This is a genomic window from Agrobacterium vitis (assembly GCF_014926405.1).
GTDB classification, from domain to species: Bacteria; Pseudomonadota; Alphaproteobacteria; order Rhizobiales; family Rhizobiaceae; genus Allorhizobium; species Allorhizobium vitis_H.
On the sequence record NZ_JACXXJ020000005.1, the window covers coordinates 2278238 to 2302288 of the forward strand.

At 54.6% G+C, this 24051-nt stretch carries 30 protein-coding genes, 1 tRNA gene and 1 riboswitch; of the genes, 26 read left to right on the top strand and 5 right to left on the bottom strand.

Annotated elements, in window-relative coordinates:
* The first annotated feature begins 246 nt into the window (after positions 1-246).
* A riboswitch (Fluoride riboswitch) is annotated at positions 247-323 on the top strand.
* An 82-nt stretch (positions 324-405) separates the two neighbouring features.
* Both IEI95_RS21930 and IEI95_RS21935 read left to right on the top strand, forming a co-directional pair.
* The gene (locus IEI95_RS21930; protein ID WP_156534039.1) at positions 406-1854 is read left to right on the top strand and encodes a chloride channel protein; all 1449 of its coding nucleotides are present in this window, start codon (positions 406-408) and stop codon (positions 1852-1854) included.
* Positions 1845-2255 (top strand): ester cyclase, encoded by a 411-nt coding sequence (locus tag IEI95_RS21935; protein WP_156534041.1) that lies wholly within the window; start codon positions 1845-1847, stop codon positions 2253-2255. Before IEI95_RS21930 ends, IEI95_RS21935 begins: the two co-directional genes overlap by 10 nt.
* A gap of 27 nt (positions 2256-2282) precedes the next feature.
* On the opposite strand, the gene IEI95_RS21940 is transcribed toward IEI95_RS21935, so the two are convergent.
* On the bottom strand, positions 2283-3140 hold the full coding sequence (locus tag IEI95_RS21940; RefSeq protein ID WP_194417012.1) for a hypothetical protein: 858 nt from the start codon (positions 3138-3140) through the stop codon (positions 2283-2285).
* Between the two features lie 235 nt (positions 3141-3375).
* On the opposite strand from IEI95_RS21940, the gene IEI95_RS29875 reads away from it, so the two are divergent.
* Together IEI95_RS29875 and IEI95_RS21945 are read left to right on the top strand one after the other, a co-directional pair.
* Entirely contained in the window at positions 3376-3462 is an 87-nt protein-coding gene (locus tag IEI95_RS29875) for a small membrane protein YohP (RefSeq protein ID WP_444875226.1), read from the top strand.
* Positions 3463-3722: 260 nt separating this feature from the next.
* Positions 3723-5555, top strand: a complete 1833-nt coding sequence (locus IEI95_RS21945) for a site-specific integrase (protein ID WP_194417013.1) — start codon at positions 3723-3725, stop codon at positions 5553-5555.
* Between the two features lie 26 nt (positions 5556-5581).
* Here the strand turns inward: IEI95_RS21945 and IEI95_RS21950 are convergent, their stop codons facing one another.
* Positions 5582-5896: a hypothetical protein gene (locus IEI95_RS21950; protein WP_194417014.1), complete on the bottom strand. Its 315-nt coding sequence runs from the start codon at positions 5894-5896 to the stop codon at positions 5582-5584.
* 287 nt (positions 5897-6183) lie between these two features.
* Here IEI95_RS21950 and IEI95_RS21955 point away from each other — a divergent pair, with 287 nt between their 5' ends.
* From IEI95_RS21955 to IEI95_RS22045, 19 genes are all read left to right on the top strand, one after another.
* Positions 6184-7425, top strand: coding sequence for a phage portal protein (locus IEI95_RS21955; protein ID WP_194417015.1), 1242 nt, complete (start codon positions 6184-6186; stop codon positions 7423-7425).
* Positions 7426-7513: 88 nt separating this feature from the next.
* Entirely contained in the window at positions 7514-7828 is a 315-nt protein-coding gene (locus IEI95_RS21960) for a gene transfer agent family protein (RefSeq protein ID WP_194417016.1), read from the top strand.
* On the top strand, positions 7825-9366 hold the full coding sequence (locus IEI95_RS21965) for a phage major capsid protein (RefSeq protein ID WP_194417017.1): 1542 nt from the start codon (positions 7825-7827) through the stop codon (positions 9364-9366). The genes IEI95_RS21960 and IEI95_RS21965 overlap by 4 nt, the downstream gene beginning before the upstream one ends.
* Before the next feature lie 3 nt (positions 9367-9369).
* Complete coding sequence (locus IEI95_RS21970; RefSeq protein WP_194417018.1) at positions 9370-9966, top strand: hypothetical protein; 597 nt, start codon at positions 9370-9372, stop codon at positions 9964-9966.
* Entirely contained in the window at positions 9963-10307 is a 345-nt protein-coding gene (locus IEI95_RS21975) for an HNH endonuclease signature motif containing protein (RefSeq protein ID WP_194417019.1), read from the top strand. Before IEI95_RS21970 ends, IEI95_RS21975 begins: the two co-directional genes overlap by 4 nt.
* Complete coding sequence (locus IEI95_RS21980) at positions 10304-10708, top strand: hypothetical protein (protein ID WP_194417020.1); 405 nt, start codon at positions 10304-10306, stop codon at positions 10706-10708. Before IEI95_RS21975 ends, IEI95_RS21980 begins: the two co-directional genes overlap by 4 nt.
* On the top strand, positions 10705-11007 hold the full coding sequence (locus IEI95_RS21985) for a head-tail connector protein (protein ID WP_194417021.1): 303 nt from the start codon (positions 10705-10707) through the stop codon (positions 11005-11007). The genes IEI95_RS21980 and IEI95_RS21985 overlap by 4 nt, the downstream gene beginning before the upstream one ends.
* Entirely contained in the window at positions 10979-11428 is a 450-nt protein-coding gene (locus IEI95_RS21990) for an HK97-gp10 family putative phage morphogenesis protein (protein ID WP_420481796.1), read from the top strand. The genes IEI95_RS21985 and IEI95_RS21990 overlap by 29 nt, the downstream gene beginning before the upstream one ends.
* Positions 11425-11838 carry a DUF3168 domain-containing protein gene (gp17, locus tag IEI95_RS21995; RefSeq protein ID WP_194417022.1) on the top strand — a complete coding sequence of 138 codons (414 nt, stop codon included), beginning with the start codon at positions 11425-11427 and terminating at the stop codon, positions 11836-11838. Before IEI95_RS21990 ends, gp17 begins: the two co-directional genes overlap by 4 nt.
* Positions 11838-12152: a phage head closure protein gene (locus tag IEI95_RS22000; protein WP_194417023.1), complete on the top strand. Its 315-nt coding sequence runs from the start codon at positions 11838-11840 to the stop codon at positions 12150-12152. The genes gp17 and IEI95_RS22000 overlap by 1 nt, the downstream gene beginning before the upstream one ends.
* A gap of 77 nt (positions 12153-12229) precedes the next feature.
* Entirely contained in the window at positions 12230-12553 is a 324-nt protein-coding gene (locus IEI95_RS22005) for a P27 family phage terminase small subunit (protein WP_273545188.1), read from the top strand.
* Entirely contained in the window at positions 12546-14180 is a 1635-nt protein-coding gene (locus tag IEI95_RS22010) for a terminase large subunit (protein ID WP_194417025.1), read from the top strand. Before IEI95_RS22005 ends, IEI95_RS22010 begins: the two co-directional genes overlap by 8 nt.
* Positions 14181-14191: 11 nt before the next feature.
* A complete protein-coding gene (locus IEI95_RS22015; RefSeq protein ID WP_194417026.1) occupies positions 14192-16861 on the top strand; it encodes a phage tail tape measure protein in 2670 nt (889 codons plus the stop codon).
* Positions 16862-17135: 274 nt separating this feature from the next.
* The gene (locus IEI95_RS22020) at positions 17136-18005 is read left to right on the top strand and encodes a hypothetical protein (protein ID WP_194417027.1); all 870 of its coding nucleotides are present in this window, start codon (positions 17136-17138) and stop codon (positions 18003-18005) included.
* A 117-nt stretch (positions 18006-18122) separates the two neighbouring features.
* Positions 18123-18314, top strand: a complete 192-nt coding sequence (locus tag IEI95_RS22025; protein ID WP_194417028.1) for a hypothetical protein — start codon at positions 18123-18125, stop codon at positions 18312-18314.
* A gap of 65 nt (positions 18315-18379) precedes the next feature.
* Positions 18380-18895 (top strand): hypothetical protein, encoded by a 516-nt coding sequence (locus IEI95_RS22030; protein WP_194417029.1) that lies wholly within the window; start codon positions 18380-18382, stop codon positions 18893-18895.
* Positions 18896-18978: 83 nt separating this feature from the next.
* Positions 18979-19206: a hypothetical protein gene (locus IEI95_RS22035; RefSeq protein ID WP_194417030.1), complete on the top strand. Its 228-nt coding sequence runs from the start codon at positions 18979-18981 to the stop codon at positions 19204-19206.
* Entirely contained in the window at positions 19206-19436 is a 231-nt protein-coding gene (locus IEI95_RS22040) for a hypothetical protein (RefSeq protein WP_194417031.1), read from the top strand. The genes IEI95_RS22035 and IEI95_RS22040 overlap by 1 nt, the downstream gene beginning before the upstream one ends.
* The gene (locus tag IEI95_RS22045) at positions 19436-19696 is read left to right on the top strand and encodes a hypothetical protein (protein WP_194417032.1); all 261 of its coding nucleotides are present in this window, start codon (positions 19436-19438) and stop codon (positions 19694-19696) included. The genes IEI95_RS22040 and IEI95_RS22045 overlap by 1 nt, the downstream gene beginning before the upstream one ends.
* A 48-nt stretch (positions 19697-19744) precedes the next feature.
* On the opposite strand, the gene IEI95_RS22050 is transcribed toward IEI95_RS22045, so the two are convergent.
* From IEI95_RS22050 to IEI95_RS22060, 3 genes are all read right to left on the bottom strand, one after another.
* Entirely contained in the window at positions 19745-19885 is a 141-nt protein-coding gene (locus IEI95_RS22050; protein WP_194417033.1) for a hypothetical protein, read from the bottom strand.
* 100 nt (positions 19886-19985) lie between these two features.
* Positions 19986-21461, bottom strand: coding sequence for a DUF8370 family protein (locus IEI95_RS22055; protein ID WP_194417034.1), 1476 nt, complete (start codon positions 21459-21461; stop codon positions 19986-19988).
* 332 nt (positions 21462-21793) lie between these two features.
* Positions 21794-21867 (bottom strand) — tRNA-Gln (locus IEI95_RS22060).
* A 204-nt stretch (positions 21868-22071) separates the two neighbouring features.
* Between IEI95_RS22060 and IEI95_RS22065 the strand changes: the two genes are divergently transcribed.
* The 3 genes from IEI95_RS22065 (at position 22072) to IEI95_RS22075 (ending at position 24037) form a co-directional block, all read left to right on the top strand.
* A complete protein-coding gene (locus IEI95_RS22065) occupies positions 22072-22632 on the top strand; it encodes a type 1 glutamine amidotransferase domain-containing protein (protein ID WP_015915230.1) in 561 nt (186 codons plus the stop codon).
* Positions 22633-22774: 142 nt separating this feature from the next.
* Positions 22775-23071: a cupin domain-containing protein gene (locus IEI95_RS22070; protein WP_087727574.1), complete on the top strand. Its 297-nt coding sequence runs from the start codon at positions 22775-22777 to the stop codon at positions 23069-23071.
* A 54-nt stretch (positions 23072-23125) separates the two neighbouring features.
* A complete protein-coding gene (locus tag IEI95_RS22075) occupies positions 23126-24037 on the top strand; it encodes an MBL fold metallo-hydrolase (protein ID WP_156534045.1) in 912 nt (303 codons plus the stop codon).
* Positions 24038-24051: the final 14 nt, after the last annotated feature.

Below are 24051 nucleotides of genomic sequence, written 5' to 3' on the forward strand. Positions count from 1 at the left end.
ATTTTCCAAAAGCGGATGGGTGATTTATAGGGCCGTTAAGGTTAAGTCCCACCCAAGGAAGATGGTGAACGGAGGATAAAGAACGCGCTTTTGCGATTAACTTTCTGGATTTTGCCCTTCGTTGCAGACACCGCAGCGACGAGAGCATCGTGCGGCAAAACCGAAACAGAACGATGCTATCAACGATGAAAAAACGGCGCCCTCCGTCCTCCGCCCATTGACTTTCATGGGTGTCAATCGATATTCGATTGTAACGGCAATGGATTCTGCCGGGCACGACGCCGAACCGCTTCCTTGATGAAGCCGATGACTCCTACTCAACACGCCAAGGCGGAGGAGTAGAGTCATGTCCAGAATTTCCAGGCTGTTTTTTGCAATTGAATTTGCTGTTTTGGGAGCGTCAAAATGAGGACGATCCCGGCATTTCCTGACCTTCGCTTATTTATTGGTCTTCGTTTGCACCAGATCCGCAGCCTGGTGAAATGGATCGCCGTCACAATCCCGATGGCCGTCATGGTGGGCTCACTCGTCGCCCTGTTTCTGTGGAGCCTGGATGAGGCGACCCGGCTACGGTTTGCCTATCCCGATCTGATCTATGCCATGCCAATTGCCGGGTTTGCCATGGTCTGGGCCTATCAGCGTTTTGGTAAAGCGGCAGAAGGCGGCAATAACCTGATCGTCGAGCAGATCCACGAGCCGGGCGGCGGCGTGCCGTTGCGCATGGCGCCGTTCATTCTGGTCAGCACGGTGCTGACCCATCTGGTGGGCGGCTCTGCTGGGCGGGAAGGCACGGCGGTGCAGCTCGGCGGTAGCCTTGCCAGCGCCTTTGCAAAGCTCTTTCGGCTGGCACACGGCGATGTCCGCATCCTGCTGATGGCCGGAATTGCCGCTGGCTTCGGCGCCGTGTTCGGCACGCCGATTGCTGGCGCAGTGTTTGCCCTGGAAGTGCTGACCATTGGCCGGATGCAATATGAGGCCCTGCTCCCGGCTCTACTGGCTGCCGTGGTGGCCAACTGGACCTGTCAGGCCTGGGGGGCGAGCCATACCCATTACGTCATCGCCTATCTCAAGAACATGCCGGATAGCGGCGGGTTTCACCTGGATGCAATGATCATGCTCAAGGTGGTGTTTGCCGGAGCCGTATTTGGACTGGCGGCGCATGGTTTTGCCGAGATTTCGCATCTGGCAGGTGCTGCTTACAAAGCCTTGCTTCCCTCTGCACCCCTGCGTCCGGTGCTGGCCAGCGCCATTCTGCTTGCCTTGGTCTGGCTGCTCGGCACCCGCGATTATCTGGGGCTGGGCGTCTGGTCACCCAATCCGGGTGATATCACCATTCTCAGCTTTTTCCGCCCGGACCATGTGGATTACGCGAGTTGGGCCTGGAAGGCGCTGTTTACCGTCGTCACCCTCAGTGCCGGTTTCAAGGGCGGTGAAGTCACGCCGCTGTTCTTTATCGGAGCGGGGCTTGGCAATGCATTGGCGGGCCTGACCGGCGCGCCGACCGACCTGTTTGCTGGCCTCGGCTTCGTCGCCGTGTTTGCCGGGGCCACCAATACGCCGCTTGCCTGCATGATCATGGGCCTGGAGCTGTTCGGCGCCACCCATGCCGTCTATCTCGCTGTCGCCTGTTTCACCGCCTATCTCACCAGCGGCCATTCCAGCATCTATCTTTCGCAGCGCATCGGCGTGCCAAAGCATGCCGCCGGTCACATCCCCGCAGGTATCGCGGTGCGCCATCTGCGCGTAAATAGGTCTGCGCCAAGCCAGGAAGACAACGACAAAAGCCGCAGCAGCAAATCCCTGGGTCAGACATGTTCCGATGATCACCAACAAGGAGGGCCAAAATGCCGGTAAAACAGCTTGTGGACCAGTACCGTGCCTATATCGATTGCCTCAACCGCCAGGCCTGGGATGAATTGGGCCTCTTTGTCGATGCCGAGGTTCGCCACAACGACCGCTTGCTCAAGCTTCATGGCTACCGCGACATGTTGGTTCAAGACTTTATCGATATACCGGACCTGCGGTTCGACATTCAACGGATCGTCTGCGAACCACAGCAGATTGCCGCGCGACTCTCCTTCGATTGCTCTCCCAAAAGCCTGTTTCTGGGAGTGCCCGTCAATGGGCGCCGGGTGGCTTTTACCGAAAACGTCTTCTATGAATTCAACGGATCGAAAATCGCCAATGTCTGGTCGGTCATAGACAAGGTCGCCATCGAGGCTCAACTTCGGTCGCCATCTGGCACCAAGCCTTGAAGAGGCTATTTTCGACAGAGTATGATCTTACTCGTCCGGCGCGTCCGAGGGCTGGATGGCATGTACCAGTCTTTGGACGATCTCTTGCTTGACGCGGGCCTTCTTTCCTCCCGCTTCCAGAAGCTCTTTCAGGAACTCCGAAAACAGCCGCGCTCTTTGAAACACAATCGAGTGGTTGGACGAGGCAGCCAGAAATACGTCAATCGATGCCACATGCGCGATCTTAGCCATATGCAAATGGTCCATCCAGAAATGATTATAATACGGATTGGTAAATTCCGAGGCTGAAAAAATTGCTGCGGCCATGCCCGTCCGGGTGGAAACCCTATACAAATCCTCGATATCGAGCAGGTAATCTGGCGTATGCTGCACCGCCAGCGAGGGTGATATTTGCAAACGGCGCTTCAACTCCGCATCGGCAAAGGTTTGCGGTGAACAGGCAAGCACGTCGTAATGGGGGCACATGGCACCAAGCGCAAGCGCCGCATAGCCGCCGGAAGACTGACCAAACACCAGACAGGGCCGGCTCCCGATAAATTGGCGCCCGATATAGCGACGCAGAAATGCCGCGATACCATCGATATCAGGAAGTAAATTCGAGCCGCCATACCACCAGCTGACCGTATCCTGGAAATAGAAAACCCTTGATCCGAGGCCTCGGGCCACCGACAGCATCGAAAAGCGCTCAAGATTTCCGCCGAAGATCACCAGATCGGTCTTGCTCGATCCGTCTCCCTCGAAGACCACGCAGCCCAGCTGTTCGGAAAACATATTGAGTTCGGAAATGAGATGTCGCAGCTCACCCAGCGTCAGGGCAGATAACGATGTCGGGGAATATTTGAAGGATATGCCATGCCCGACACTATCCTGAAAATCTACATTCACGGCCCACAACCTTCAAAGCATGCTTTTCGGCGGCATAGGTAATCGATCTGGTATGCATTGGCAAACCATGAAACAGCGATCTCTCATTGAATTTACCAGGCAGCGGCGATGGTCCAGGAACGTCATCGCCTGGTCGGGATTGGAACTCAAGTCAGCCTAGATCGTTGAAAGACCTGAAACAGTCAGTCGCGGATCGCATCTTCTATCGGCTGCTGACAATCGAAGGAGTAGAAAAATGCTGAAATTCATTGGTGGCACGATCGGGGCCATTTTCCTGATTGGTCTGATCGTCGTCGTCTTGCTGCTCAAGCTTATTTTTTGAGAGGACGGGCTTTCAAAAGCCCGTTTCAGGCGTTCGTCCAGCAAAAGTCTCACCCGTTTTCGAAGGCAATCCACTTTTGTTTTCGACCATCAGCCTTCTAACGGCGATCTCAACGATGTGGCATCGGAGGAGTGGCTGGGGCGCCTGGAACAAAATCCAATATTTCCTAGCGCCTTGGTTTCATTCAAGCTATTGCGTTTAAATGACTTTCCTCGCTATAAGTGTTCCGGTTTAGTGTTCCGGAATGATGGGGCGGTGGCGTGGCACGACAGGCAGCAATGAAACGCAGAGCGACGAGCGGTGTCTGGTATATCCGTATCTTCATACCTGTAGATTTGCAGCCCCATTACGGTGTCGAGGATAAGAAGATTTCGCTTCGCACGACCGATGAGGCGAAGGCAAAGATCGCCTACAATCGCGAGAGGGTGAAGTGGGATGAGATCTTCTATGACCTCCGCAGCCGGCGTAATCTGACAAGCGAAGACAAGGCCGTTGCAGTTTGGGAGCACTACGAAAGCACCCTTCAGCGCGACGACGAGAAGCGGAAAGCCATGCCCTCCCCCGCTGATATCGCGGCTGAAGAGGAAAAGGTTTGGCGTAAGATCGAACGCAACATCATTAGCTCAGATGATTTCATCGGTATGATAAATGCACATGCTGACCTTGAGATTATGATTCGTGCTCGAAGCGATGACGCCAATTATCGCACTCGTCGTCTCGCCGCGCTCAAGCGTGAAATTGTCACTCGCGATTTCCGGCTCATTATGACGGACACAGATGCATTCATTGCAAAACATCGCCTTATTGTTGACAAGCCGTCCGATGAATACGGCGACCTGTGTGTTCTAATGATGCGCAGCGAGATCCAGGCTCTTGAACGAACCATTGAGCGTGATGCAGGCAATTATTCTGGCATCTCTACCGATTCAATTGTGAAGCCCGCACGCCATGCAGTTAAAGAGGTAGCGGCCCCGGGTGAAACCATTTCTGAGCTTTTCGAAAAATATGCACGTGAAAACCCAAACGGCGTCACTGCTGATACACTTAATCAAGCTCGCCGGGACGTCGGCACATTCATTCAATATGTTGGGAATAATTTTCCGGCGCATTGTATCAATAAGAAAGCAGCTCGCGAATGGAAAGATCTGCTAATCCGATATCCCGTTAAGGCGACAGAAACGAAGGTATTCGCGGGAATGTCTATCATGCAGATCGTCAAGCACAACGAAACGGTCGGCAAGCCTGCTTTAACCTCGCGCACCGTCAACCGTTATCTCTCAAGCCTTGCAGCTTTTTGCCATTGGCTTGCCTCGCATGGCTATATTGACGGCAATCCTATCGAAGGCATGTCCTTGCCGAAAGATAAGAGGAAGAAGGTATTCCCTTTCTCGTCAGAACAAATGGACCTACTGTTTCACTCGCCACTATTTACTGGATGCCAGAGTGCGGATGCTCCGCGCTTCTGGAATAAAGCAGGCAACGTCCAAATTCGTGATCATCGATTTTGGGTGCCGCTTGTCATGCTCTATTCTGGTGCGCGACCGGCAGAGATTGCACAGCTTCTTCTTTCCGACGTTAGGAAAGATCATGGACATTGGGTGATGGACATCACCGAAACCGAGGGCGACCCCGAGGATATCGAAGGGTTTAAAAGCCTAAAAACGGCGGGGTCGCGCCGTGTGGTTCCAGTCCACAAAAAACTCATCAAACTTGGCTTCCTCGACTATTATAATTCTGTCAAGCAAGCCGGACATACCCGTCTTTTTCCTCTTGCCGAGCGCAATTCTCGCGGACAGATGATTGCCGATTTTAGTCGGGAATTCGGTCGCTACCTTACCCGTATAGGAGTGAAAAAGGGGCGTGGTATTTCGTTGTATTCCTTCCGTCATGGCGCTTTTGACGCAATGCGCCGGGCGGGCTTTTTAGATGAACAGTTCAACTTCATTTTCGGCCATGTGAGCGGAAACAAGGTGACACGCGGCTATGGTGTGCTTCCCCAGGGCGTTCTCGAAAAGCGCGTCGAGCTGGTGAATGCCATTTCTTATCCCGGTTTATGCTTGCAGCATTTAGCGAACTCTAAAGCAATTACCTAGAATCTCGATCATATGGAAAGAAACCATTAGATCTTCTGAGAAATTTTAAAGAACGATTCTAAGATATTAGCTTCGTTCACTTGGCCGAAGTAGCACATGGACATGTCCGACGGATCGAACACCACTGCCATGTCATGTTGTGGGCTTAGACTGGCGCAGACAGATTTTGCAAAGTTGACGGTATCTAATGACGACTCGATTAGAATGAAAGACGTCGTGCTATCCCAAAACCCCCTTTTCTGATCATACGCGGCTTCGATTAGAGCCTTGCGCCGCTCATCATAAGATTTACCCAGCGCAGTCTGGTCAGCAATGCGGAACGATATGCAATAGTATGCCATTCTATTCTCCTATGTAGGATCTTAAAGAGTAGCTTAAGCCCGTCCGCTATTCTCTAAGGCGGCGAATTAGTTCGGTTCCCACGGCAGAGCGCTGCGGTGCCTATAAGTCATATGGAAATGCGGTCAGAAACAAGCCCTAAAAGCATAAATATTTAGACTATACTCAAACAGAGATGTTTTTAATATAAGGCTTATTTTCATATTTTAGGATTATTATCACTTTAAAGCTTCACACAAGATTCCAAGCGTGAGACAATGTTCCCAGATTGAATTTCTGGGAACATTTGATGAAGCTCACGTCGGCAATTGGTAAAGTTGTGAAAGCCTTCGGGCCTCGGCAAGAGCAGAAGTCATATTCGTTTTCTGATCCCGGAATTCATGCCATTGTTGGCATGGTTCCAACCGCTTCTGGTGTTTCCGTTACTGGAACCTCGGCGTTACATGTTCCCGCAGTGCTTCACGCGGTCCGGTTGATCTCCGAAACTATCGGCTCTCTTCCTTGCAAGCTCTATCAAGAAGCCGAAGAAAGTAAGGAAGCCGCGAAGGACCGCAGCGCCCATAAGATCACCCATAGTCGCGCAAACGAATGGACCAGTGCCGGGCAGCTTCGCATTGACCTCACCATTGACGCCCTGCTTCATGGCGCTGGCTATGCGCAGGTAGTTCGCGCTTCCGATGATCGTCCGCTTGAGGCTCATCGGCTGGACCCGTCTAAGGTGCAGCGGAATTGCGAGGACGACGGCGAACCCTTCTATCTGATTTCGTCCGAACGTGGACAGGTGCGGCTTTCCTATCGTGACGTTCTCTATATCCCTGCCTTCGGTGGCCTCTCGCCGGTCAAACTAGGCCGCGAGGCCATTGGCATCGCCTCCCTGCTTGAAAAACATGCAGCGCAATTGTTTGGCAGCGGAGCACGCCCGGCTGCGATGATCTACAATGAAGGCAAGGCGCTCGTCGGCGAAGACAACGGTGCGAAGACCATCGGCAATATTTTCAAGTCGTGGCGCACCGCTTTCAGCGGCAGTAAGCAAACAACCCCACTCATTTTAGACGCCGGTTGGAAATATCAGCAAATCGCCCTGACCAGCACCGACGCACAGTTCATCGAAAACCGCCTGGAGCAGATCAACGAGATCGCTCGCATCTTCGGTGTTCCACCTTCCATGCTCTACCAACTGGAAAGGGCGACCTGGAGCAACGCGGAACAGATGGCGGCAAGCTTTCTCCAGCTCTGCCTTCGACCTTGGCTGGACAAATGGCAGGATGCCTATGCGACCGTGCTTCTCACCGACCAAGAGCGCGACAATCATTATTTCGAATTCGTCATTGATGATCTTCAGCGCGCCGATGCCGCAGGTCGCGCCGAAATCTTCGGCAAGCTGGTCGCTATGCGCGCCATGACTCCGAACGAAGTTCGCGCCACAATGAATCTACCGGCACTACCGGGCGGTGATGAACTTGCAAATCCCTACACAACCACAACCACGACCGGCCCGGCAGATCGCCAGACGCCGAAGGAGAACGCATGACCGACAATATCACCCTCCAGATTTCCGGCTCGCCGGAAGAAGCTGCCGACCTTGAAGCCAGCACTTACGGAAAGTGGAAGCTCGCCTAATGCGGCACACCGCCTATTTTGGTGACGGCGAAAAGACTTTCACCCTCACGTCACCCATGATCGATGAATTGCAACGCAAGACCGGCGTCGGCATCGGCGCTCTTTATGCGCGCTTCATGCGACAAGATTTTCACTTCGCCGACATCATCGAAATCATCCGCACGGGCCTCATCGGTGGCGGGACCTCGCCGGCAGAAGCGCAGACACTTGTCGATACTTACGCAAAACCCCGACCGATCATGGAGGTGCTGCCTCTTGCATTCGACATTCTTGATGCTCGATGGAGCGGAAAGCCGGAAGAGGCTGGCGAATGATCGAACCTCAAAGTCTCGAAATCAAGGCCGATGTCTCGATTGACGACACCGGCACCGTCACCGGCATCGCATGGCCTTTCGGATCGCCGGATAGCGTCGGTGACGTTATCGAGAAAGGCACCATCTCATTCGCCAATTCAGTGCCAATGGTCATGGAACACGACCAGAAGAAAGTTGTCGGCGTTTGGGAAACCTACGCCGAAACCGACAAGGGCCTCGAGGTGAAGGGCCATTTGTTTGTGGAAGGCATCGAACCCGCTCGCGATGCACACCGGCAACTAAAGGCCGGGAAGATCGCCGGCTTATCCATTGGCTTCCGTCACACCGGCTTTGAACCACATGGCGCAGGAGGCCGCGTCTTCAAGTCCATCACCATCAACGAGATCAGCCTTTGCCGTCGCCCGGTCCATCCAGGCGCCCGCGTCACCGTCATCAAATCCCAGATTGAGGAAAACATGGAAAACGAAATCGAGAATGCAATGGAGGCTAAGGCCGACCCGGTTGTTACCCCGCAGGAACTGAAGGCCATTAAGGCCCGCATGGACAAGCTAGAGGCAAAGGCAAACCGCCCGCTTGCTTCAAATAATAACCAGCCCAACGGCGAAAACGACAACGCGCGCAAGGTGTTTGGCGATTTCCTCCGCACCGGCTACCAAGACGCACCGGATATGGTGAAGAAGGCGCTCACCGTGTCGAGCGATGCGCCCGGCTACATTCTGGCCCCGGAAGAAACCAGCAGCGAATTCATTCGCAACCTCGTCGAGTTCTCACCGGTGCGCGGCATCGCTGATGTTCGTTCGACCGGTTCGCACACCGTCATTCTACCAAAGCGCTTGACGGTCACGAACGCAAAGTGGAAGGGCGAAGCAGTTGCGTCTGAGGCATCCGAACCGACGTTCGACCAGATGGAATTTTCCGTCAAGGAAATGACCACGCACGTCGATGTTGGCAATTGGCTCATTGAAGATGCCAGCCATGACGTCGAACAGGAAATCCGCCTCGCGCTGGCCGAAGACTTTGGCGCGAAGGAAGGCCTCGCATTCGTCAACGGCAGCGCCACCCTTGAGCCGAAGGGCTTCATGGCCGAAGCCGGCATCACCAACAGCCTGAACGGTCATGCCACCAACCTGAACGCCGACGCGCTTATCAAGCTTATGTATTCGCTGCCGGGCGTTTACCGCAATCGCGGAACGTGGGCCATGAACGGCACCACGCTCGCCGTCATCCGCACTCTGAAGGACGGCAACGGCAATTATCTGTGGCAACCGTCCTATCAGGCAGGCCAGCCCGAAACCATCCTTGGCCGTCCGGTGGTCGAACTTCTCGATATGCCCGATGTTGCCGCGAACGCCTTCCCGATCATCTTCGGCGACTTTAAGGCCGGTTATCGCATCTATGACCGCATCGAGCTTCAGGTTCGCCCAAACCCTTATCTTCTGGCGACCGAAGGCCTGATCCGATTCCATGCTCGCCGTCGTGTCGGTGCTGGCGTGGTCCGCACCGATGTCTTCCGCAAGCTGAAGATGGCAGCGGCCTAATCCATGACATATCAGCGGCCCGCATATGAGGAAGTGGCGATTGCGCACGGTGGCAGCACCTTGACGCTTCGCCCAACCCTGCGGGCCGCTGCCACTCTTGAGGCCCGCTATAGTTTTCCGGCACTCTTCCGTGCGCTGGACGAATGCGACTTCACAATTGTTTCTGACATCATCCTGACGTGTTCCACCTCGCGACAGGATGCAGTGGCCTTCCTTGGGGCGGGAACCGGAAGGCCACTTTCACCCTTCTTCCGCAGCGTGCAAGCGCCTCTCTATCAGCTAGTCAGCATGTTGACGCCGGCACCGGCACCGAACGCGAAGCCCGTCACCAACACCGGCAAGCCTTTGCCATGGGCGGAATACTATGCCGCCCTTTTCGAACACGCGACCGGCTGGCTTAATTGGTCGCCGGAAACTGCTTGGAACAGCACGCCGACCGAGATTGACCGCGCTTATGCCGGCCATATCTCCAAGTTGAAGGCCGTTCATGGCAGCAGCGAAGAGGACGAGAAGCAAGCAGCAACGCCTGAGCCTGATGCCAGCTTCGACCGCAACGGCCTCGAGGCCTTGCGCAGCAACATCCAGAGGCATGGCCGATGAGCAAGCCGCCCCGCATCTGTTCTTGTGGCCGTGTCGTGGCCCATGGCGTCCTCTGCGAATGCCAGCGCGCCCAAACCCGCGAACGTAACCAGCGCCATGATGCCCGGCGCGCTTCAGCCCGCGAACGCGGCTACGACCATCAATGGCGCAAGGCCCGGATCGAATACCTCGCCTCGCATCCTTATTGCGCCATGTCCGGCTGTGGCAAGCCCGCCTCTGTTGTCGACCACATCAAACCGCATCGTGGTGACAAGAACCTGTTTTGGAGCCGCGCCAACTGGCAACCCCTTTGCGCACCCTGTCACAACTCTGTCAAACAGCGGCAGGAGCGTGGGCTATGACGCTATGCTTTCTGTTTCTGAATCCACTGAAGTGCTTCGGCCCGACTGGCGAACCCGACATCGGAATTCGCTTTGTGGATGCGCCGCTCTTTCACGACAATAATGCGCCCAACGTCGAAGAATTCGGTTACTCGCCCGTCAGCGTCAGCGATTGTTTGCCTGTGAAGGTAGAAGTTGCCGTGCTCTTCTATTTCCATGATTTCAAATTCTCCACGTTTGAGAGTGCATATCCCTATCCGACTCAACCCTCGAATGTCGAGCAGGTAATAGCAACCCCGACGCCGAAGCAGCGCCGGGCGGGGGCGATCTCCAACTTGCCAGCCTTTTCGGGGACCGGCGCGGGGAGCACCGCACAAGAGACCCCGAATATAACTTTTTCTAGAAAGGCCGAAGACGCATGAGCAGCATCACGCTTTCGCTCGCAAAATCACACATGAACATCGACGGCACGAACGACGATGAACTGATTTCCTTCTATATCGAGGCCGCCGACGTTTGGCTTGGCAACTTCATCGGCAAGCCACTCACCGACTTCGATCCTGTCCCGGCAGACCTAAAGCGTGCCGTGCTGTTGCTGACTTCATATTATTATGAGCAACGCGAGGCCATCGCAGCCGGCATTTCCATGCAGTTTGCACCGCTTGGCGTGACGAATATCGCCAATTCTTACCGTGAAGATTGGTTTGGCAATGGCGAATAATAAGGACAACGGGCTCGCCAAGACACTTGCGGCTATGGATCGCGCCCGGCGCGCACCGCGCGAAGCCATCATGCCTGCCCTTCTAAAGTCCGGCCAAGAGCTTGCCAATACTCAAAAAGCACTTGCCGAAACGTCGCGCGATACCGGCGCGCTCATCGACAGTATTGCCGTTACCATGCCCGGCCAATCAACGCCGGCATATAGCCAACCGGGTGGTTCACGTGTTGCCGGTGAGACGGAAGTCATCGTCACCGCTGGCAACACCGATGTCCGTTATGCGCACCTTGTCGAATACGGCACATCCGACACGGATGCCCAACCATTCTTTTGGCCGGCGCTTCGCCTGCTACGTAAGCGCCTGCAAAACCGCATCAATCGTGCCGCGAAGAAGGCCGTTAAAGACGCATGGAATAAGCAATGATCGAACCCACGCTTGCCGTTCAAACTGCAATTCGCGAAAGCTTAATCGCCGATCCTGCCATCATGGCTCTTGTGCCTTCCGATCATATTCGCGCCGGTGGCTCGCGCCCTGATAAGACGCCAGCCATCATTATGTCGGATGGCAGCACCACGTTACACGGCCACGATTACCGCAGCCAGCGCACAGCATGGGTCTATCTTGACCTGCATGTTTGGACGCTGGACGCCGGGCAGGATGCAGCAAAAGAGATCGCAGGCGCGATTATTTCAACGCTCGACAGACCCCTTAATATTGAGGGCGGTGCATGCGATCATTTCCGCCTCACGGCATCACGGTTCCCCCGTGATCCAAATCCAGCCTATGGACACGGCGTCTTATCCGCCGAAGCCCTCATCCGGTGGGTCATTTAATGCGCGCCGGGAAACTTGATCGCATTATCACCATCGAACGACAGATTGAAACTGTGAAGCCATCCGGCGCGGTGGCCGCCGCCTGGACGAATTTTGACACCGTGCGTGCGGAGATCGTGCAGCAATCGGCGTCTGAATTCCTGACTGGCTTCGGTGAAGCAGAGAGCAACAGCGTCATTTTCCGTATCCGATATCTCCCCGGCATCACAACCGCCGACCGTGTAAGCTATAACGGTGCGACTTATGACCTGAAGGAAGTCAGCGAAATCGGTAGACGGCGTGGCCTTGAGCTTCGGGCCGTCGCCACGACATGACCCATCTTCGCGGCGTGAAGCCCGCGCTCACACCGGATCGCGCACCGCTTACGAAAGCACCTTCGGCCCCTAAATGGATGACCGATGAGGCTCGCGCGGAATGGAAACGAATCATGCCGCGCTTGATCGAAGATCGAATCGTCACGAAAGCGGACCTGACCGGCGTCGAAAACTATTGTGTCGCCGTAGGCCGTGTCCGCGAGATCGAAGCGATTTTCCGCTCGTCCGGCCTGGATAAGACTCTTTTTGGAATGCAGAACCGGGCGATGCAGACTGCACGGCAGCTTGCCGCCGAATACGGCCTCTCGCCGGTATCACGCGCCCGTGTCGGCAGTGCGACCGGTGAGGACGACGACGAACCGAACGCCATGATGATCGGCAGGAACCGCAATCATGCCTAAGAGCGCTTTTCCGCACTGGATTTTTGACGGCAGCGCCATCGCTGACCCGTTCGGCTATGGACAGGAAGCGGTTGATTTCATCCGGGCGCTGAAGCACCCGGCCAGTGTCGGCGCTAATGGCCGGTTCCAGCTTTACGACTTTCAGGAGCGTATGACTCGGCGCATCTATGGCCCGCGTAAGCCCGATGGAAGCCGTATCGTCCGCACGGTCTTTCTTATGCTGCCCCGTGGCAACCGCAAGACCAGTATCGCCGCAGCTTGGGCGCTTCTCCACACCATCGGCCCGGAAGCGCGGTCGGCCGGACAGGCTATATTTGCTGCATCCGACCGCGAGCAGGCCGGAATCGGCTTCAAAGAAGCCGCGAACATCGTGCGGGAAGATAGGCGCTACGTCGCGGCGACCCGCATCTATGATGCCCATAACTCGGCGAAAAAGATCATCTGCAAACCAAACAAGGCGGAATTGCTCGCCGTCTCCAGCGATGGCGCGGCCCAGCACGGCAAGACGCCCAGCTTTGTGCTTGTTGATGAAATCCACGCTTGGAAGGGCCGCGACCTTTGGGAAGCGCTCAAGTCCGGCATGGCGAAGGTTCCCGACACGCTGATGATAATCGCCACGACCGCAGGCCGTGGACAGGAAAACATCGGTTTCGAGATTTACGATTACGCCCGGAAGGTCGCAACAGGCGAGATTGATGACCCGTCGTTTCTGCCGATCATTTTCGAAGCCGAACCCGGCGACGATTGGCGCGATGAGGCCGTCTGGCAAAAGGTCAATCCCGGCCTTACCCACGGCTTTCCCGATCTCGGCGGCTTGCAGACGATGGCGCGCGAGGCCGAACATCGCCCTGCCGAACGGTTCGCGTTCCAGCAGTTCCACCTTAATATGTGGCAGGCTGCTTCCCGCGATCCTCTGTTTGATATGGCCGTCTACGATGCCGGGTGCGATCCGAACTTCGACCTCGCCGACCTTGAAGGCCTCCCGTGCTGGCTCGGCGTGGACTTGTCACGTTCCGGTGACTTGACTGCTATCGTCGGTGCATGGCGTCACGATGATGGCCGTATTTCTGTTCACCCGTGGTTCTTTCTGCCGTCCGAAGGCCTAGAGGACAAGGCGAAGGTCGAACAGGTTCCATATCCGCGCTGGCGCGACGACGGCCTGTTGACTGTCGTCGGCGGCAGAGTGATTGAACCCGACGTGATCGCCGACAAGATTATCGACCTCTGCGGCACCTACGACGTGCAGGAGGTCGTCTTCGACCCTTCGCTTGCTGGCCCGATCATGGGCAGGCTGATGGATTACGGCATTAACGTGCTTCAAGTGCGCCAATCGCCCTCCAATATGCACGGCCCGATTTGTGACCTTGAGCGTGTGGTGAATGGTCGCCGCATCCGTCACGGCGCGCACCCGATCCTTCGCAATCACTTTGAAAGTGCTGTGATCAGGCGGGCAGCAAATGTTTCCGAGACAACGACGATGCACAAAGGCACCAGCCACAGCAATCACATCGACGGCGCTATCGCGTCGGCGCTGTCCGTCTTTCGGGCAGTCGCCAACGATAACCGTCGCTCTATCCTCGACATGGACCCAGACGACCTCGACCATCTTTGGTCAGAAGCAGCATAGGAATTACCAAAATGGACGACACACAGCGTCTTGTCGTGAGCCTGGAGGCCCGGCTTAACAAGTATGAGAAGGACATGAGCCGGGCGGCCAAAGCCACAAACGACAACTTCCGAAAGATGGAAGGCCGCGCCCGGCAGTCGGCAGAGAACATGGAAAAGACGATGGATAACGCCGCGTCGTCCATTGGTAGCAAGCTCGAAACGATGTTCGCCCCACTGATGCGTGGCGGTGCTCTTGTTGCCGGCGTGGGTGGAGCAACCATTGCGCTGAAGGAAATCGCGAACAGCGTCGCCGAAGTAGACCGTGAGGCCCGTAAAGCTGGTGTCTCATCGAAGGTATGGCAGCAGTGGACCTATGTCGCCACTGGCACCGGCATGAGCATCGACGGCGTGACCGACGCATTGAAGGATTTCCAGATCAACGCGGACGAGTTTGCCACTACCGGCAAGGGCACTGCCGAAGAGGCTTTCCAGCGTCTCGGCTATACCGCGACCGACGTTGCGCAGAAGTTGAAAGACCCCAGCCGCTTCCTTGATGAGATCATCGGCAAGCTTCAGACGATGGATGCAGCCGCGCAAACCCGTATTCTTGACGAGGTATTCGGCGGAACCGGCGCGGAACAGATGGCGAAGGTGCTTGGCCTATCCGTCGCCGAAATTCAAAAGATGCGTAGCGAGGCAACCCTCTTCACCGATGAGCAGATTGAAGCCGCGAAGAAGATTGACAGAGAGTTCTCGACCATGTGGCGGAACTTCATGGTCTATGCCAAGCAGGCCGCTGTCGAAAGCGTCAACGTCGCTTCGAAAGTGATCGGCTATATCAATGACCCTTCAGGTGGAGCACGCAATCGTGCCGTCGCCAGCTATAACAGTTCCGATAAACAGCTTCGGCGCCTTCAGACACAACGTGCCGACCTTGCCAAGCAAATCGCCGAAACAGAAGCGAATCCGCTCAACGCCCTGAAGGAGACCGAACTTCGCCAGCTTCGCGCGGCTCTCGCTGCCATCGAAGACCAGATCGTCGCTCTGGGAGGCGGCAGCGACGAATTGAAGGCCGCGCTCCGAGAACTGTCCGGTATGACCACTAATGTCGGCAACAGCTTCACGTCGAACACGACCGCAGCAAGGAACTTCAAGACCGCGCTCATCGAACTGAAGAACCTCGTCCCGGAACTGAAGGCCGAACTCGACACCCTCGCCACGACGAACGGCATCGACGCGGCCTACAACAAGGCCGTGAACAGCGCCCGGACGATGGGGGAGGTCATGAACGCGACCGACCTTGCAAACCGCGCCAAGAGCATCGCCAAGTTCGGCAAGCACGATAATATCCTTGATCTTATCGCCAGCGTAGAAAGCGGCGGGGACTATAACGCGACACTCGACAATGGCCGGTGGACGGGCGGCGCTCAGAACCTCACGGGCATGACGCTCAATCAGGTGCGTGACCTTCAGCGCAAGATGCTCGCTGACCCGGCTAACCGCGCCCTCTACGGCGACGGCAAAGGTTCGTCCGCGCTTGGCCGCTACCAGATCACGGGCGCGACCCTTGAGGGCCTTATCAAGGAACTAGGCCTGTCCGGTGATCGTCTCTATGATGAAAAGACCCAGGACGAACTTGCCCGCGCCCTTCTTCGCCGTCGTGGTAGTGATCCGGCAGCGCTTCGGCAGGAGTGGACCGGCCTTAACCGCGTGGACGATGGCACTATTCGCAGCACCTATAACGGCACGCCGACCGCAGCGCAGCCGCTGGCCCCGACCGACAGCGATAAGCAGCGGACAGAGTTACTGAAGCAGCAGGACGCGGCTCGCAAGAGCTTAAACCAGACAGTGCAAGAAGGCCTTGATCTCGCGCGGTTTGAACAGTCGATCTCCAGCATGTCGGCATCGCAACAACAGGTTGAGCTTGCGGTCTATCAAGCCCAACAAGAGGCTAAGCGCGCCGGGATTACCTTGTCAGATGAGGAAATCGCCAAGCTCCGCGAGAAGATCGCTCTGACACAACAGATTGATGGAGAAAACAAGAAGGTCGCGGCTTCCACTGATGGCTTGAAAAATGCCCAGGTCTATTTCGCCGAAAGCTTCACCAGCAACTTATCAGGCCTCCTCACCGGCACACAGACCCTCGAGGGGGCGCTGAAAGGCCTCTTAAACAGTCTCGTTGACGCCAGCCTTCAGGCGGCGCTACTCGGCAAAGGACCGCTTTCCGGCCTGTTTGGCGGCGGAGGCACCGGCAGTGGTATCCTCGGGTCAATCTTTGGCTTCGCGGACGGTGGCTATACTGGCGACGGCGGAAAATATGAACCGGCTGGCGTCGTCCATAAGGGCGAATACGTCATGTCAAAGGCAGCAACGCGCCGCATCGGTCTGGGAAATCTTGAGGCGATGCACCGTGGGGCGCTTCGTGGCGGATATGATGAAGGGGGCTATGTTGGGAATACCCCTGCTTTGCGCGCAGCGGACTTGAAGCCCAGCTACAATAATGCCTCATCAGTCCAAAACATCAGCATTTCCACCCCCGTAACGGTGAACACTTCAGGCGGTGGAACGCCAGAACAAAACGCCGACCTCGCAAAACAGGTATCGCGCGAAATGGAAGCGACGATGCGCTCGGTCGTAGTTTCAGAACTCCAGCAGCAAATGAGACCAGGTAATCTACTCAGCGCTGGACGCGGCAGATAAACGCAAGACGCCGGAGGTCATCCCTGACTTCCGGCGCTCGCAATCAATTTTGATCTGTCTAGCAGCACAATGCCGCTTTTGATCGTCGCCATTATCGCACTATATCACGAATTTCGTCAATACTATTATGTATAAATTACCTGTCTAATTGCTTAAAATATCAAGGAAACTAGACATTTGAACGTATAGATAAACATTGCTACAATGACATAATGCAAAAAATAAAGGGCCGGTCCGCTTTCGACGGAAGACCGAGCCCTTAGAGGTATTATGAATGGATCTATATTACCCGAAGCCGGGTAAAAGTCAACAATCCCCCGTGGGTTTTGTTGACCACAGCTCGACAAACGACATCTGCAAAAACGGGTGTTTTGCAACATTTTCGGCATGCGCAAATCGGCCTGAAACCCCTACGGCACAAGGTATTCCCGCCGCCCAAGGGGACGAGGCTCTAGTATATGCAAACAACCATACAAACACCCCTAAGCCTACCTACCTAACCATCGTTGCCCAGGAGCTTAGTAAGTATGAGGCCCACCAGCAGAAGCATAAGCCCAGGGGCCGCAATGCGAAGAACTCCATCAAGGCGCAACGAGCATCACACGAGAAATCGAAGGCCTGGAAACGACTGCCGGCTGATGATCGGGAAAGCCGTGTCCGCGATTACGCCTTCCGCAGTGAGTCCGTTGCCTTCACCTTGAACCTGACACCAGAGAAGCAGGCGAAGCTTCAGAAAGAAGAACGTCCGGCTAAAGCGCTTGCCGACGCCCTCAACCGACGCTGCAAGACCTTGCTTGGCCGCGCCGTGCCGATCTCACTAGCGTTAGAAGTCAGCCCGACCGGGCGACTTCATGCCCATGGTATCGCGACCCTGGAGCGCGGTGAATGGAAGTCTTTCCGGGAAGCCCTGAAGAGCGCGGGTGGCAAATTGCAAGCCCCGGCCACCGGACGGGAAACCGACACCCGTCGGCTTTGGAGCGCTACCGGATGGGCCGCTTACATGCGCAAGAGTTTCCACGAGACGGCTGAAGCGCTTGGCACCGACAAGATCGTCTATCAGTGCAACGCAACCCGCGCCGGTGCGCGTGAGGAGTATGAAGCCAGCCTAGCCAGACAGAAAATCGCACGGAGAAATCGCCGGTAAATCAATTTTTACTTACTAAGTATCTGATATTATTTAATATTTTTCAATTTAGCGGTTTACATTTCATTCAGAATTACGGATACATAGAACCGTAGATGTAACCGAAGGACGTGGAACATGGATAACCAGCTTGATGAAATTTATCTTCCGAATGATCTCTATGAGGCCGTGACTAACCGCCTTGTCGAGGTTCTACCACTGCTTGGAAGCCGCGATGATCTCGTGCAGAGATTAGGAGAGGTCGCCCGTATTTGGCCCGCATATTCGCAGGCCCCTCGTGAGCGGGAAGAATTCCTAGAAGCAGCATAAGTTTTCACTTGCAATTTTGGTTTCGGTTACATAGTAACTGTAACCGAACAAGGATGACAACGAATATGGCTATGACGAGTGCTGAAAAGGTTCGACGTTTTCGCGAACGACAAAAGGAGGAGGACAAGCAGGCGCGTAGGCAAAGCGAGCCGACACAACACTGGTATTTGAGGCGAGGCTTCTCCGAATACGCAGACCATTCCGGCGAGCGCATTGATTATGAGATGGCCCTTGATGTGGCGGGATTGCAAGCTGATGGGTTTTATGATGAGGCAAGCCCAAAGTCAGCAACCGGCGACATCGAACCCTCGACTTACGAAAATATCAATGGCGCAGTCGGCAGAGCCGAACTGACAATTGGTATGCTTCTCGAAGCTGCCACCACACTCGCCGGTATGGTCAACGACTTCAAACAGCAAGAAATCAACGCCAGGATCGCGGAATTAGAGACCTCCGACCTCAACGATCCGGACGCACGCAAACAGGCTTTGGCGGATATCGTCAAGCTTACGAAATACCGCGACCAGTTATCTAAGCAGGTCCGGTGGACCCTTCCACAGTGGAAGGTGAAGGGCGAATAGCCCGAAGGGGAACGGCAAAGCTCTGCGACCAAACTTCGCTTCGCCGTCCCTCTATCTCAGTGTCACCAAACAAAGGAGTTCAAATGACACCCGAAAGTAACACAAGCAACGAAACCGCCGCAATCCTCTCCACTGTCGATCTAATCGACAGTGCAATTGCCGCTTTAGAATTTTCAGGCCTGGATCTCCGGGCTGAAAATGCCGAAGAGCTAATCGCGGATCTCACCGACCCCGCTCAAGCAATCATTGAACTTCGGCAACTTGCAGACCTGATCGAAGCCCACGAGCATGCACGTAAGGAGGCCGCATAATGTCTGCAAAGCACACCTTCATCCAAACAGAAACCCGAGTGTTTCGCGGGGAAGAATACCATTTCCATGTTTTCACGGACGACAAAATGATCCATGTCCTCGGTAGAGGTGACAAAGAATCAACAGGGAAGCCGATCGATCAAGAGAGCCGCACGCTTATTGCCAACGACATGATTTCCAGATTGTTCACTCGTGGGAATGTCGCCCCAGGCGCATGGGAGATTGCCTAATGACAAAGGCTACTAAATCACATTTCTCGCCAGATCTTCAGGCAATCATTGATGCAAACCGCAAACGGTATCATGACGCTTCAGGCAAAGAAGAAGACAACATTCACCAGCTAGCCGTCTTGATCAAGGCCGCGGAGGTCGCCACGCAAGCTATGCCGGACGACCCTCATCATTTTCTTTTCGCAGCCGGATATATCGGCGCTTTGATCACAGGGAAGAAGGGTCTCGAACGAGCAAACGCGATTGCAGCAACCCTTTAAACGCTAAGGCCCGCTTCGGCGGGCCTTTCTTTTGACAGCTAAAATCGTTCACTTCGCAAGGACGGCACGCACCTTCGGGAAGCGCTTGATTGCCAGCTGACCAAGGGCCATATAGTCTACAAGCGTCGTCTGTGGACGCGGCTCGTAGCTGCCCCTTGCCGGCTGATTGATTGCCGATTTGATGATCATAGCCACAACTCCCGTGCTTATTTTGCACTGGTCTTTATATAGCATATTATAGGCATAGGTTCAAACCCCATTAAGAACGCCTACATATGGCGCTTAATCCTTAATCGCCACTCAAAGTCAGCTTGCTCGCGGAGGCGCGAAGTCTACCATCTATGAGATGAGCCCTCCGGTATTTAGAGATCTTCGGCTTATCCGCCATCAATCTCAGCAAACTCTTCCACATGTTTCCAATCGATCCGACGTTAATAACCACATAATGACTTCGAAAAGTGCTTTCCGCCAATTCATATGCATTTAGCTGTTCTTTATAGCCGTGGACTATTTTCTTATTAGTTGACAGCTTTATCTCCACAAGAACTTTTTCTTTCCCGCGCGAAAACTTGAAATCAACTGGCCCTGCACCAGCATCTGACTCCGGAGAAATATCCAGACCGTTGGCGTCACAATAAGCGAACGCAATAGCAAGAAATAATAACTGAGCGTATCTTTCATGACGAGGATTCTCGTCCACGTAAAAAGTTCGATTAAGCCTGTTTTGCTCAACTAATTTTTTAAACTGATCAATAATCGCCTCAACTACATGCTCGACTCGGTCGATTTCCGGCAGACTTTCGTCGTCTTCAATTTTTAATTTATACAGATTCGAAAAGGTTTGAGCATTTGGCTTCCACTGCATTAACCCTTGTGGGTCAGTTGCCATATTATACGGCGTTTTTTCCAATATTTTCAGGACATCCAAAAGCGCCTGAAATGCTTGGGCGTCTTCCATCGCCCGCTGTTTAATTGCTTCCTTCTCAGCTTTAGTTCGTATCTTAAAAATTTCGCCAATATGTGCGTTTACTCGTTGCCGAACATCGTTGTCCGTCTCAGCGGCTTCACTAAGGCTCGTAGCATCACTCATCACCGGCAAATGTTTTAATATATCAACGGGTAGAAGTAATAAAGGAGTTTTACTAAATGGATTCACAAGAAGTCTACACTTAATTCCAGAAATTGATGTAGTAACCGGCCTTTCAACAATTTTTTGTTCCTCAATAAGGGAATCTATTATGCGTTCATTAAACGCAATGATTGATTTGACCGTTATACTAGCTACCATATCAGATATCCGGTCAGCACCAATTCCATCTTCAAACAACGAAAGTGTGGAGAATAGCTCAGGATCTTTAACGCCCATATTTACTACAGTGCGGGCCCAGTCGAGAGCCTTTTTAGCGAGCTTGACTCCTATTCCACGACCGCTCGCTGTTGAGCTTTTGCCATAACCCAAACACGTCCCCCCGAGCCCTTTGACCTCTCCCGTTTTAAAAAGCTGCAGCGCTGAGTAGTAGGCTTTTTGATCTTCATCCGGCGTTCCTTTCGCCAGGAGCAAACCACATATTTGTGTAAACCTAGCTTCATACTCGGATGAAGCGTTGTCAGAAAATTCCGGATGCACACTATAATGAAGTAGAAACGGATCAATGAACAAAGGCGAGTCAAGATCAAGAGTAGGATCAAAGACGCCATTTCGTTCTAGCCATTTTGGATCGATTGCAAAATGGTCAGAAAAGCTAACTCCAAATCTATTTCGCACTTTATTTTTCTCCCAGCCCACACATACAAGATGGGTGACCAAAATAAGAAGTGCAACCGTAAAGAGTCGGCGGACCCGCGATATCAACAGAGTTAATTAGCCTGAGCTGATTAAAGATCTAATACACACAAAACCACGCCGCAGCTTGGTCGATATTAACTGCCACTAAGGCGCCCATGACACGCGTATAGATTTTTCTGATTCTCAACTGCGCGATATCCGCTACAGACGAACCGTGAGTATTACGAAGCCAATTCATGCACCGTAAAAGTGTTCCGGTTTCCGAATTGCTAAAACTCTCAACCCATTGATATCGATTGGAAAACACAGTGTGGCTGGGGCGCCTGGATTCGAACCAGGGATGGCGGTACCAAAAACCACTGCCTTACCGCTTGGCTACGCCCCATCACAATGCACGCGGATCAATGATGCCGCGCGTTTGGCATGCCGGTCATTAGCAAAAGCGCGCACGGGCTGCAATCGCTGATTTGATATTTTTCGTGGAAAGCGTCGAGGAGTATCGTCTTTCAAAGGTTAATAAATTTCGGAACGATCCCCGGCCCCATCTGTTGTGATGATGAACCACCACGAAACAGAAAAGGACTTAGAGATGACAAAGATTAATGAAGCAAAGATCCTTATTCTTGCCACTGATGGCTATGAGCGTTCGGAATTGCGGGTTCCGCTGGATCAGTTGAAGGCCAAGGGCGCGTCCGTGACCATCGCCTCCTTGAAAAAGCAGCCGATCAAAAGCTGGGACGACAAGAACTGGGGTGACACGGTCGATGTCGACCTCACTGTCGAAGAGGCTTCCGCCAGCAATTACGATGCGCTGGTTATTCCCGGTGGCCAGATCAATCCGGATATCCTGCGCGCCGATGCCAAGGCCGTCCAACTGGTGCGCGATTTCGTCGCCTCCGGCAAAGTCGTCGCTGCTGTTTGCCATGGGCCTTGGCTGCTGGTTGAAGCTGATGCATTGCGCGGCCGTCAGGCAACATCCTATGCCTCGATCCGCACCGATGTGAAAAATGCCGGTGCGCGCTGGGTTGACCAGACTGTGGTTGCCGATCAGGGGATCATCACCTCGCGAAATCCCGGCGATCTCGATGCGTTCGTCGCGAAAATCGTCGAGGAGGTCGAAGAAGGCCGCCATGAGCGGCGCGCCGCCTGATCTGTTTTCCCATCTGAAAAATGAAGCACCCCTTCCCCTGGAACGGGGTGCTTTCTTTTGGCGCGTCAACAGCTTTACTCCGCAACCAGCATGCTTATCATAGGATTTTTTCGAGACACGCTTGTGTGACAAGGATTTCGACATGCCCGGATATTCCGCTCGCCCGCCTGCCATTTCCACGCTTTTGATCGATGATGCCGTGGTGCGGGTGACGCGCTGGGATTTCGAGCCGGGTGCCGCCACCGGCCATCATGTCCATGGACTGGGCTATGTCGTGGTGCCGATGACGGATTGCGACTTCCTGATCGAGGACAAGGCTGGCGAACGGCGTGTTACCAGCCGGGCTGGAGAGGCTTACCGGCGCGAGGCGGGCGTGGAGCACAATGTCGTCAATGGCGGCACGCGACCGATGAGCTTTATTGAAATCGAATATAAATGAGGGGGCCTGCCATGTCTGTTCCTGGCACCGTTCGCCCTTGAGTTCTGATAGATCATGACAACCCAGCCACAAATAAGCTCCGATTATCGTGCCGATCATGGACGCCGCGTGCCCATTATCAGCGGCGTCGAACGGGTCACCGCCAATAATCCTTCCGCCATGACCTATATGGGCACGAACACCTATATCATCGGCGAAAAATCCGTTTGTGTGATCGATCCCGGCCCCGATAACCCTGCGCATTTCCATGCTTTGCAATTGGCGCTGCGCGGTCGCGAAGTCAGCCATATCATCGTCACCCATACCCACCGCGACCATTCCGGCCTTGCCCTTCGGCTGCAAGAGCAGACCGGGGCAAAGCTGGTGGCCGAGGGCCGACACCGGTTGGCGCGCCCCTTGCACCCTGGCGAGACGGCGGCGTTTACCGAGAGCGGCGACCGGGATTTCGCTCCTGACATTACCCTTGGCGATACCGAGCGGCTGGAGGGGGATGGATGGACACTGGAAACCGTGCTGACCCCCGGCCATGCCGCCAACCATGCCGCCTTCGCGCTTGTAGGAACCGGCATCCTGTTTTCCGGCGATCACGTCATGGCCTGGGCGTCAACGGTGATTGCGCCACCCGACGGATCGATGCGCGATTACATGGCCTCGCTGGATGTTTTGCTGGCGCGCGACGACCTGGCCTATCTGCCCGGGCATGGCGGGCCGGTCCTGTCTCCCCTCGACCACGTCTCCAGGCTGAAAGGCCATCGACTGAACCGTGAAGAAGCCATTCTGGCCCGTGTTCAGGCCGGAGACAGGACGATAGACGAGATGCTGGCCGCCATTTACCACAATATCAGCCCGGATCTCTACAAGCCCGCTGTCCTGTCGATTTTGGCGCATCTGGAAGATCTGGTGGCAAGGGGCGCCGTTCGATGCGAGGGGCCAGCCTTGGCAGACGGCCGGTTTCATCCGGCTTGATCGGCATATGAGCT

Bases quoted from the DNA above. Each gene is read 5' to 3' on its own strand.
- IEI95_RS22070 (WP_087727574.1), top strand. From the start codon at position 22,775: ATGCCCGGATATTCCGCTCGCCCGCCTGCCATTTCCACGCTTTTGATC.
- IEI95_RS22000 (WP_194417023.1), top strand. From the start codon at position 11,838: ATGCGCGCCGGGAAACTTGATCGCATTATCACCATCGAACGACAGATT.
- IEI95_RS22005 (WP_273545188.1), top strand. From the start codon at position 12,230: ATGACCGATGAGGCTCGCGCGGAATGGAAACGAATCATGCCGCGCTTG.
- IEI95_RS21960 (WP_194417016.1), top strand. From the start codon at position 7,514: ATGCGGCACACCGCCTATTTTGGTGACGGCGAAAAGACTTTCACCCTC.
- IEI95_RS22040 (WP_194417031.1), top strand. From the start codon at position 19,206: ATGTCTGCAAAGCACACCTTCATCCAAACAGAAACCCGAGTGTTTCGC.
- IEI95_RS22075 (WP_156534045.1), top strand. From the start codon at position 23,126: ATGACAACCCAGCCACAAATAAGCTCCGATTATCGTGCCGATCATGGA.
- IEI95_RS22050 (WP_194417033.1), bottom strand. From the start codon at position 19,885: ATGATCATCAAATCGGCAATCAATCAGCCGGCAAGGGGCAGCTACGAG.
- IEI95_RS21930 (WP_156534039.1), top strand. From the start codon at position 406: ATGAGGACGATCCCGGCATTTCCTGACCTTCGCTTATTTATTGGTCTT.
- IEI95_RS22035 (WP_194417030.1), top strand. From the start codon at position 18,979: ATGACACCCGAAAGTAACACAAGCAACGAAACCGCCGCAATCCTCTCC.
- IEI95_RS22045 (WP_194417032.1), top strand. From the start codon at position 19,436: ATGACAAAGGCTACTAAATCACATTTCTCGCCAGATCTTCAGGCAATC.
- IEI95_RS21950 (WP_194417014.1), bottom strand. From the start codon at position 5,896: ATGGCATACTATTGCATATCGTTCCGCATTGCTGACCAGACTGCGCTG.
- IEI95_RS22010 (WP_194417025.1), top strand. From the start codon at position 12,546: ATGCCTAAGAGCGCTTTTCCGCACTGGATTTTTGACGGCAGCGCCATC.
- gp17 (WP_194417022.1), top strand. From the start codon at position 11,425: ATGATCGAACCCACGCTTGCCGTTCAAACTGCAATTCGCGAAAGCTTA.
- IEI95_RS22065 (WP_015915230.1), top strand. From the start codon at position 22,072: ATGACAAAGATTAATGAAGCAAAGATCCTTATTCTTGCCACTGATGGC.
- IEI95_RS21965 (WP_194417017.1), top strand. From the start codon at position 7,825: ATGATCGAACCTCAAAGTCTCGAAATCAAGGCCGATGTCTCGATTGAC.
- IEI95_RS21985 (WP_194417021.1), top strand. From the start codon at position 10,705: ATGAGCAGCATCACGCTTTCGCTCGCAAAATCACACATGAACATCGAC.
- IEI95_RS22020 (WP_194417027.1), top strand. From the start codon at position 17,136: ATGGATCTATATTACCCGAAGCCGGGTAAAAGTCAACAATCCCCCGTG.
- IEI95_RS21975 (WP_194417019.1), top strand. From the start codon at position 9,963: ATGAGCAAGCCGCCCCGCATCTGTTCTTGTGGCCGTGTCGTGGCCCAT.
- IEI95_RS29875 (WP_444875226.1), top strand. From the start codon at position 3,376: ATGCTGAAATTCATTGGTGGCACGATCGGGGCCATTTTCCTGATTGGT.
- IEI95_RS21970 (WP_194417018.1), top strand. From the start codon at position 9,370: ATGACATATCAGCGGCCCGCATATGAGGAAGTGGCGATTGCGCACGGT.
- IEI95_RS22015 (WP_194417026.1), top strand. From the start codon at position 14,192: ATGGACGACACACAGCGTCTTGTCGTGAGCCTGGAGGCCCGGCTTAAC.
- IEI95_RS22025 (WP_194417028.1), top strand. From the start codon at position 18,123: ATGGATAACCAGCTTGATGAAATTTATCTTCCGAATGATCTCTATGAG.
- IEI95_RS22030 (WP_194417029.1), top strand. From the start codon at position 18,380: ATGGCTATGACGAGTGCTGAAAAGGTTCGACGTTTTCGCGAACGACAA.
- IEI95_RS21980 (WP_194417020.1), top strand. From the start codon at position 10,304: ATGACGCTATGCTTTCTGTTTCTGAATCCACTGAAGTGCTTCGGCCCG.
- IEI95_RS21955 (WP_194417015.1), top strand. From the start codon at position 6,184: ATGAAGCTCACGTCGGCAATTGGTAAAGTTGTGAAAGCCTTCGGGCCT.
- IEI95_RS21935 (WP_156534041.1), top strand. From the start codon at position 1,845: ATGCCGGTAAAACAGCTTGTGGACCAGTACCGTGCCTATATCGATTGC.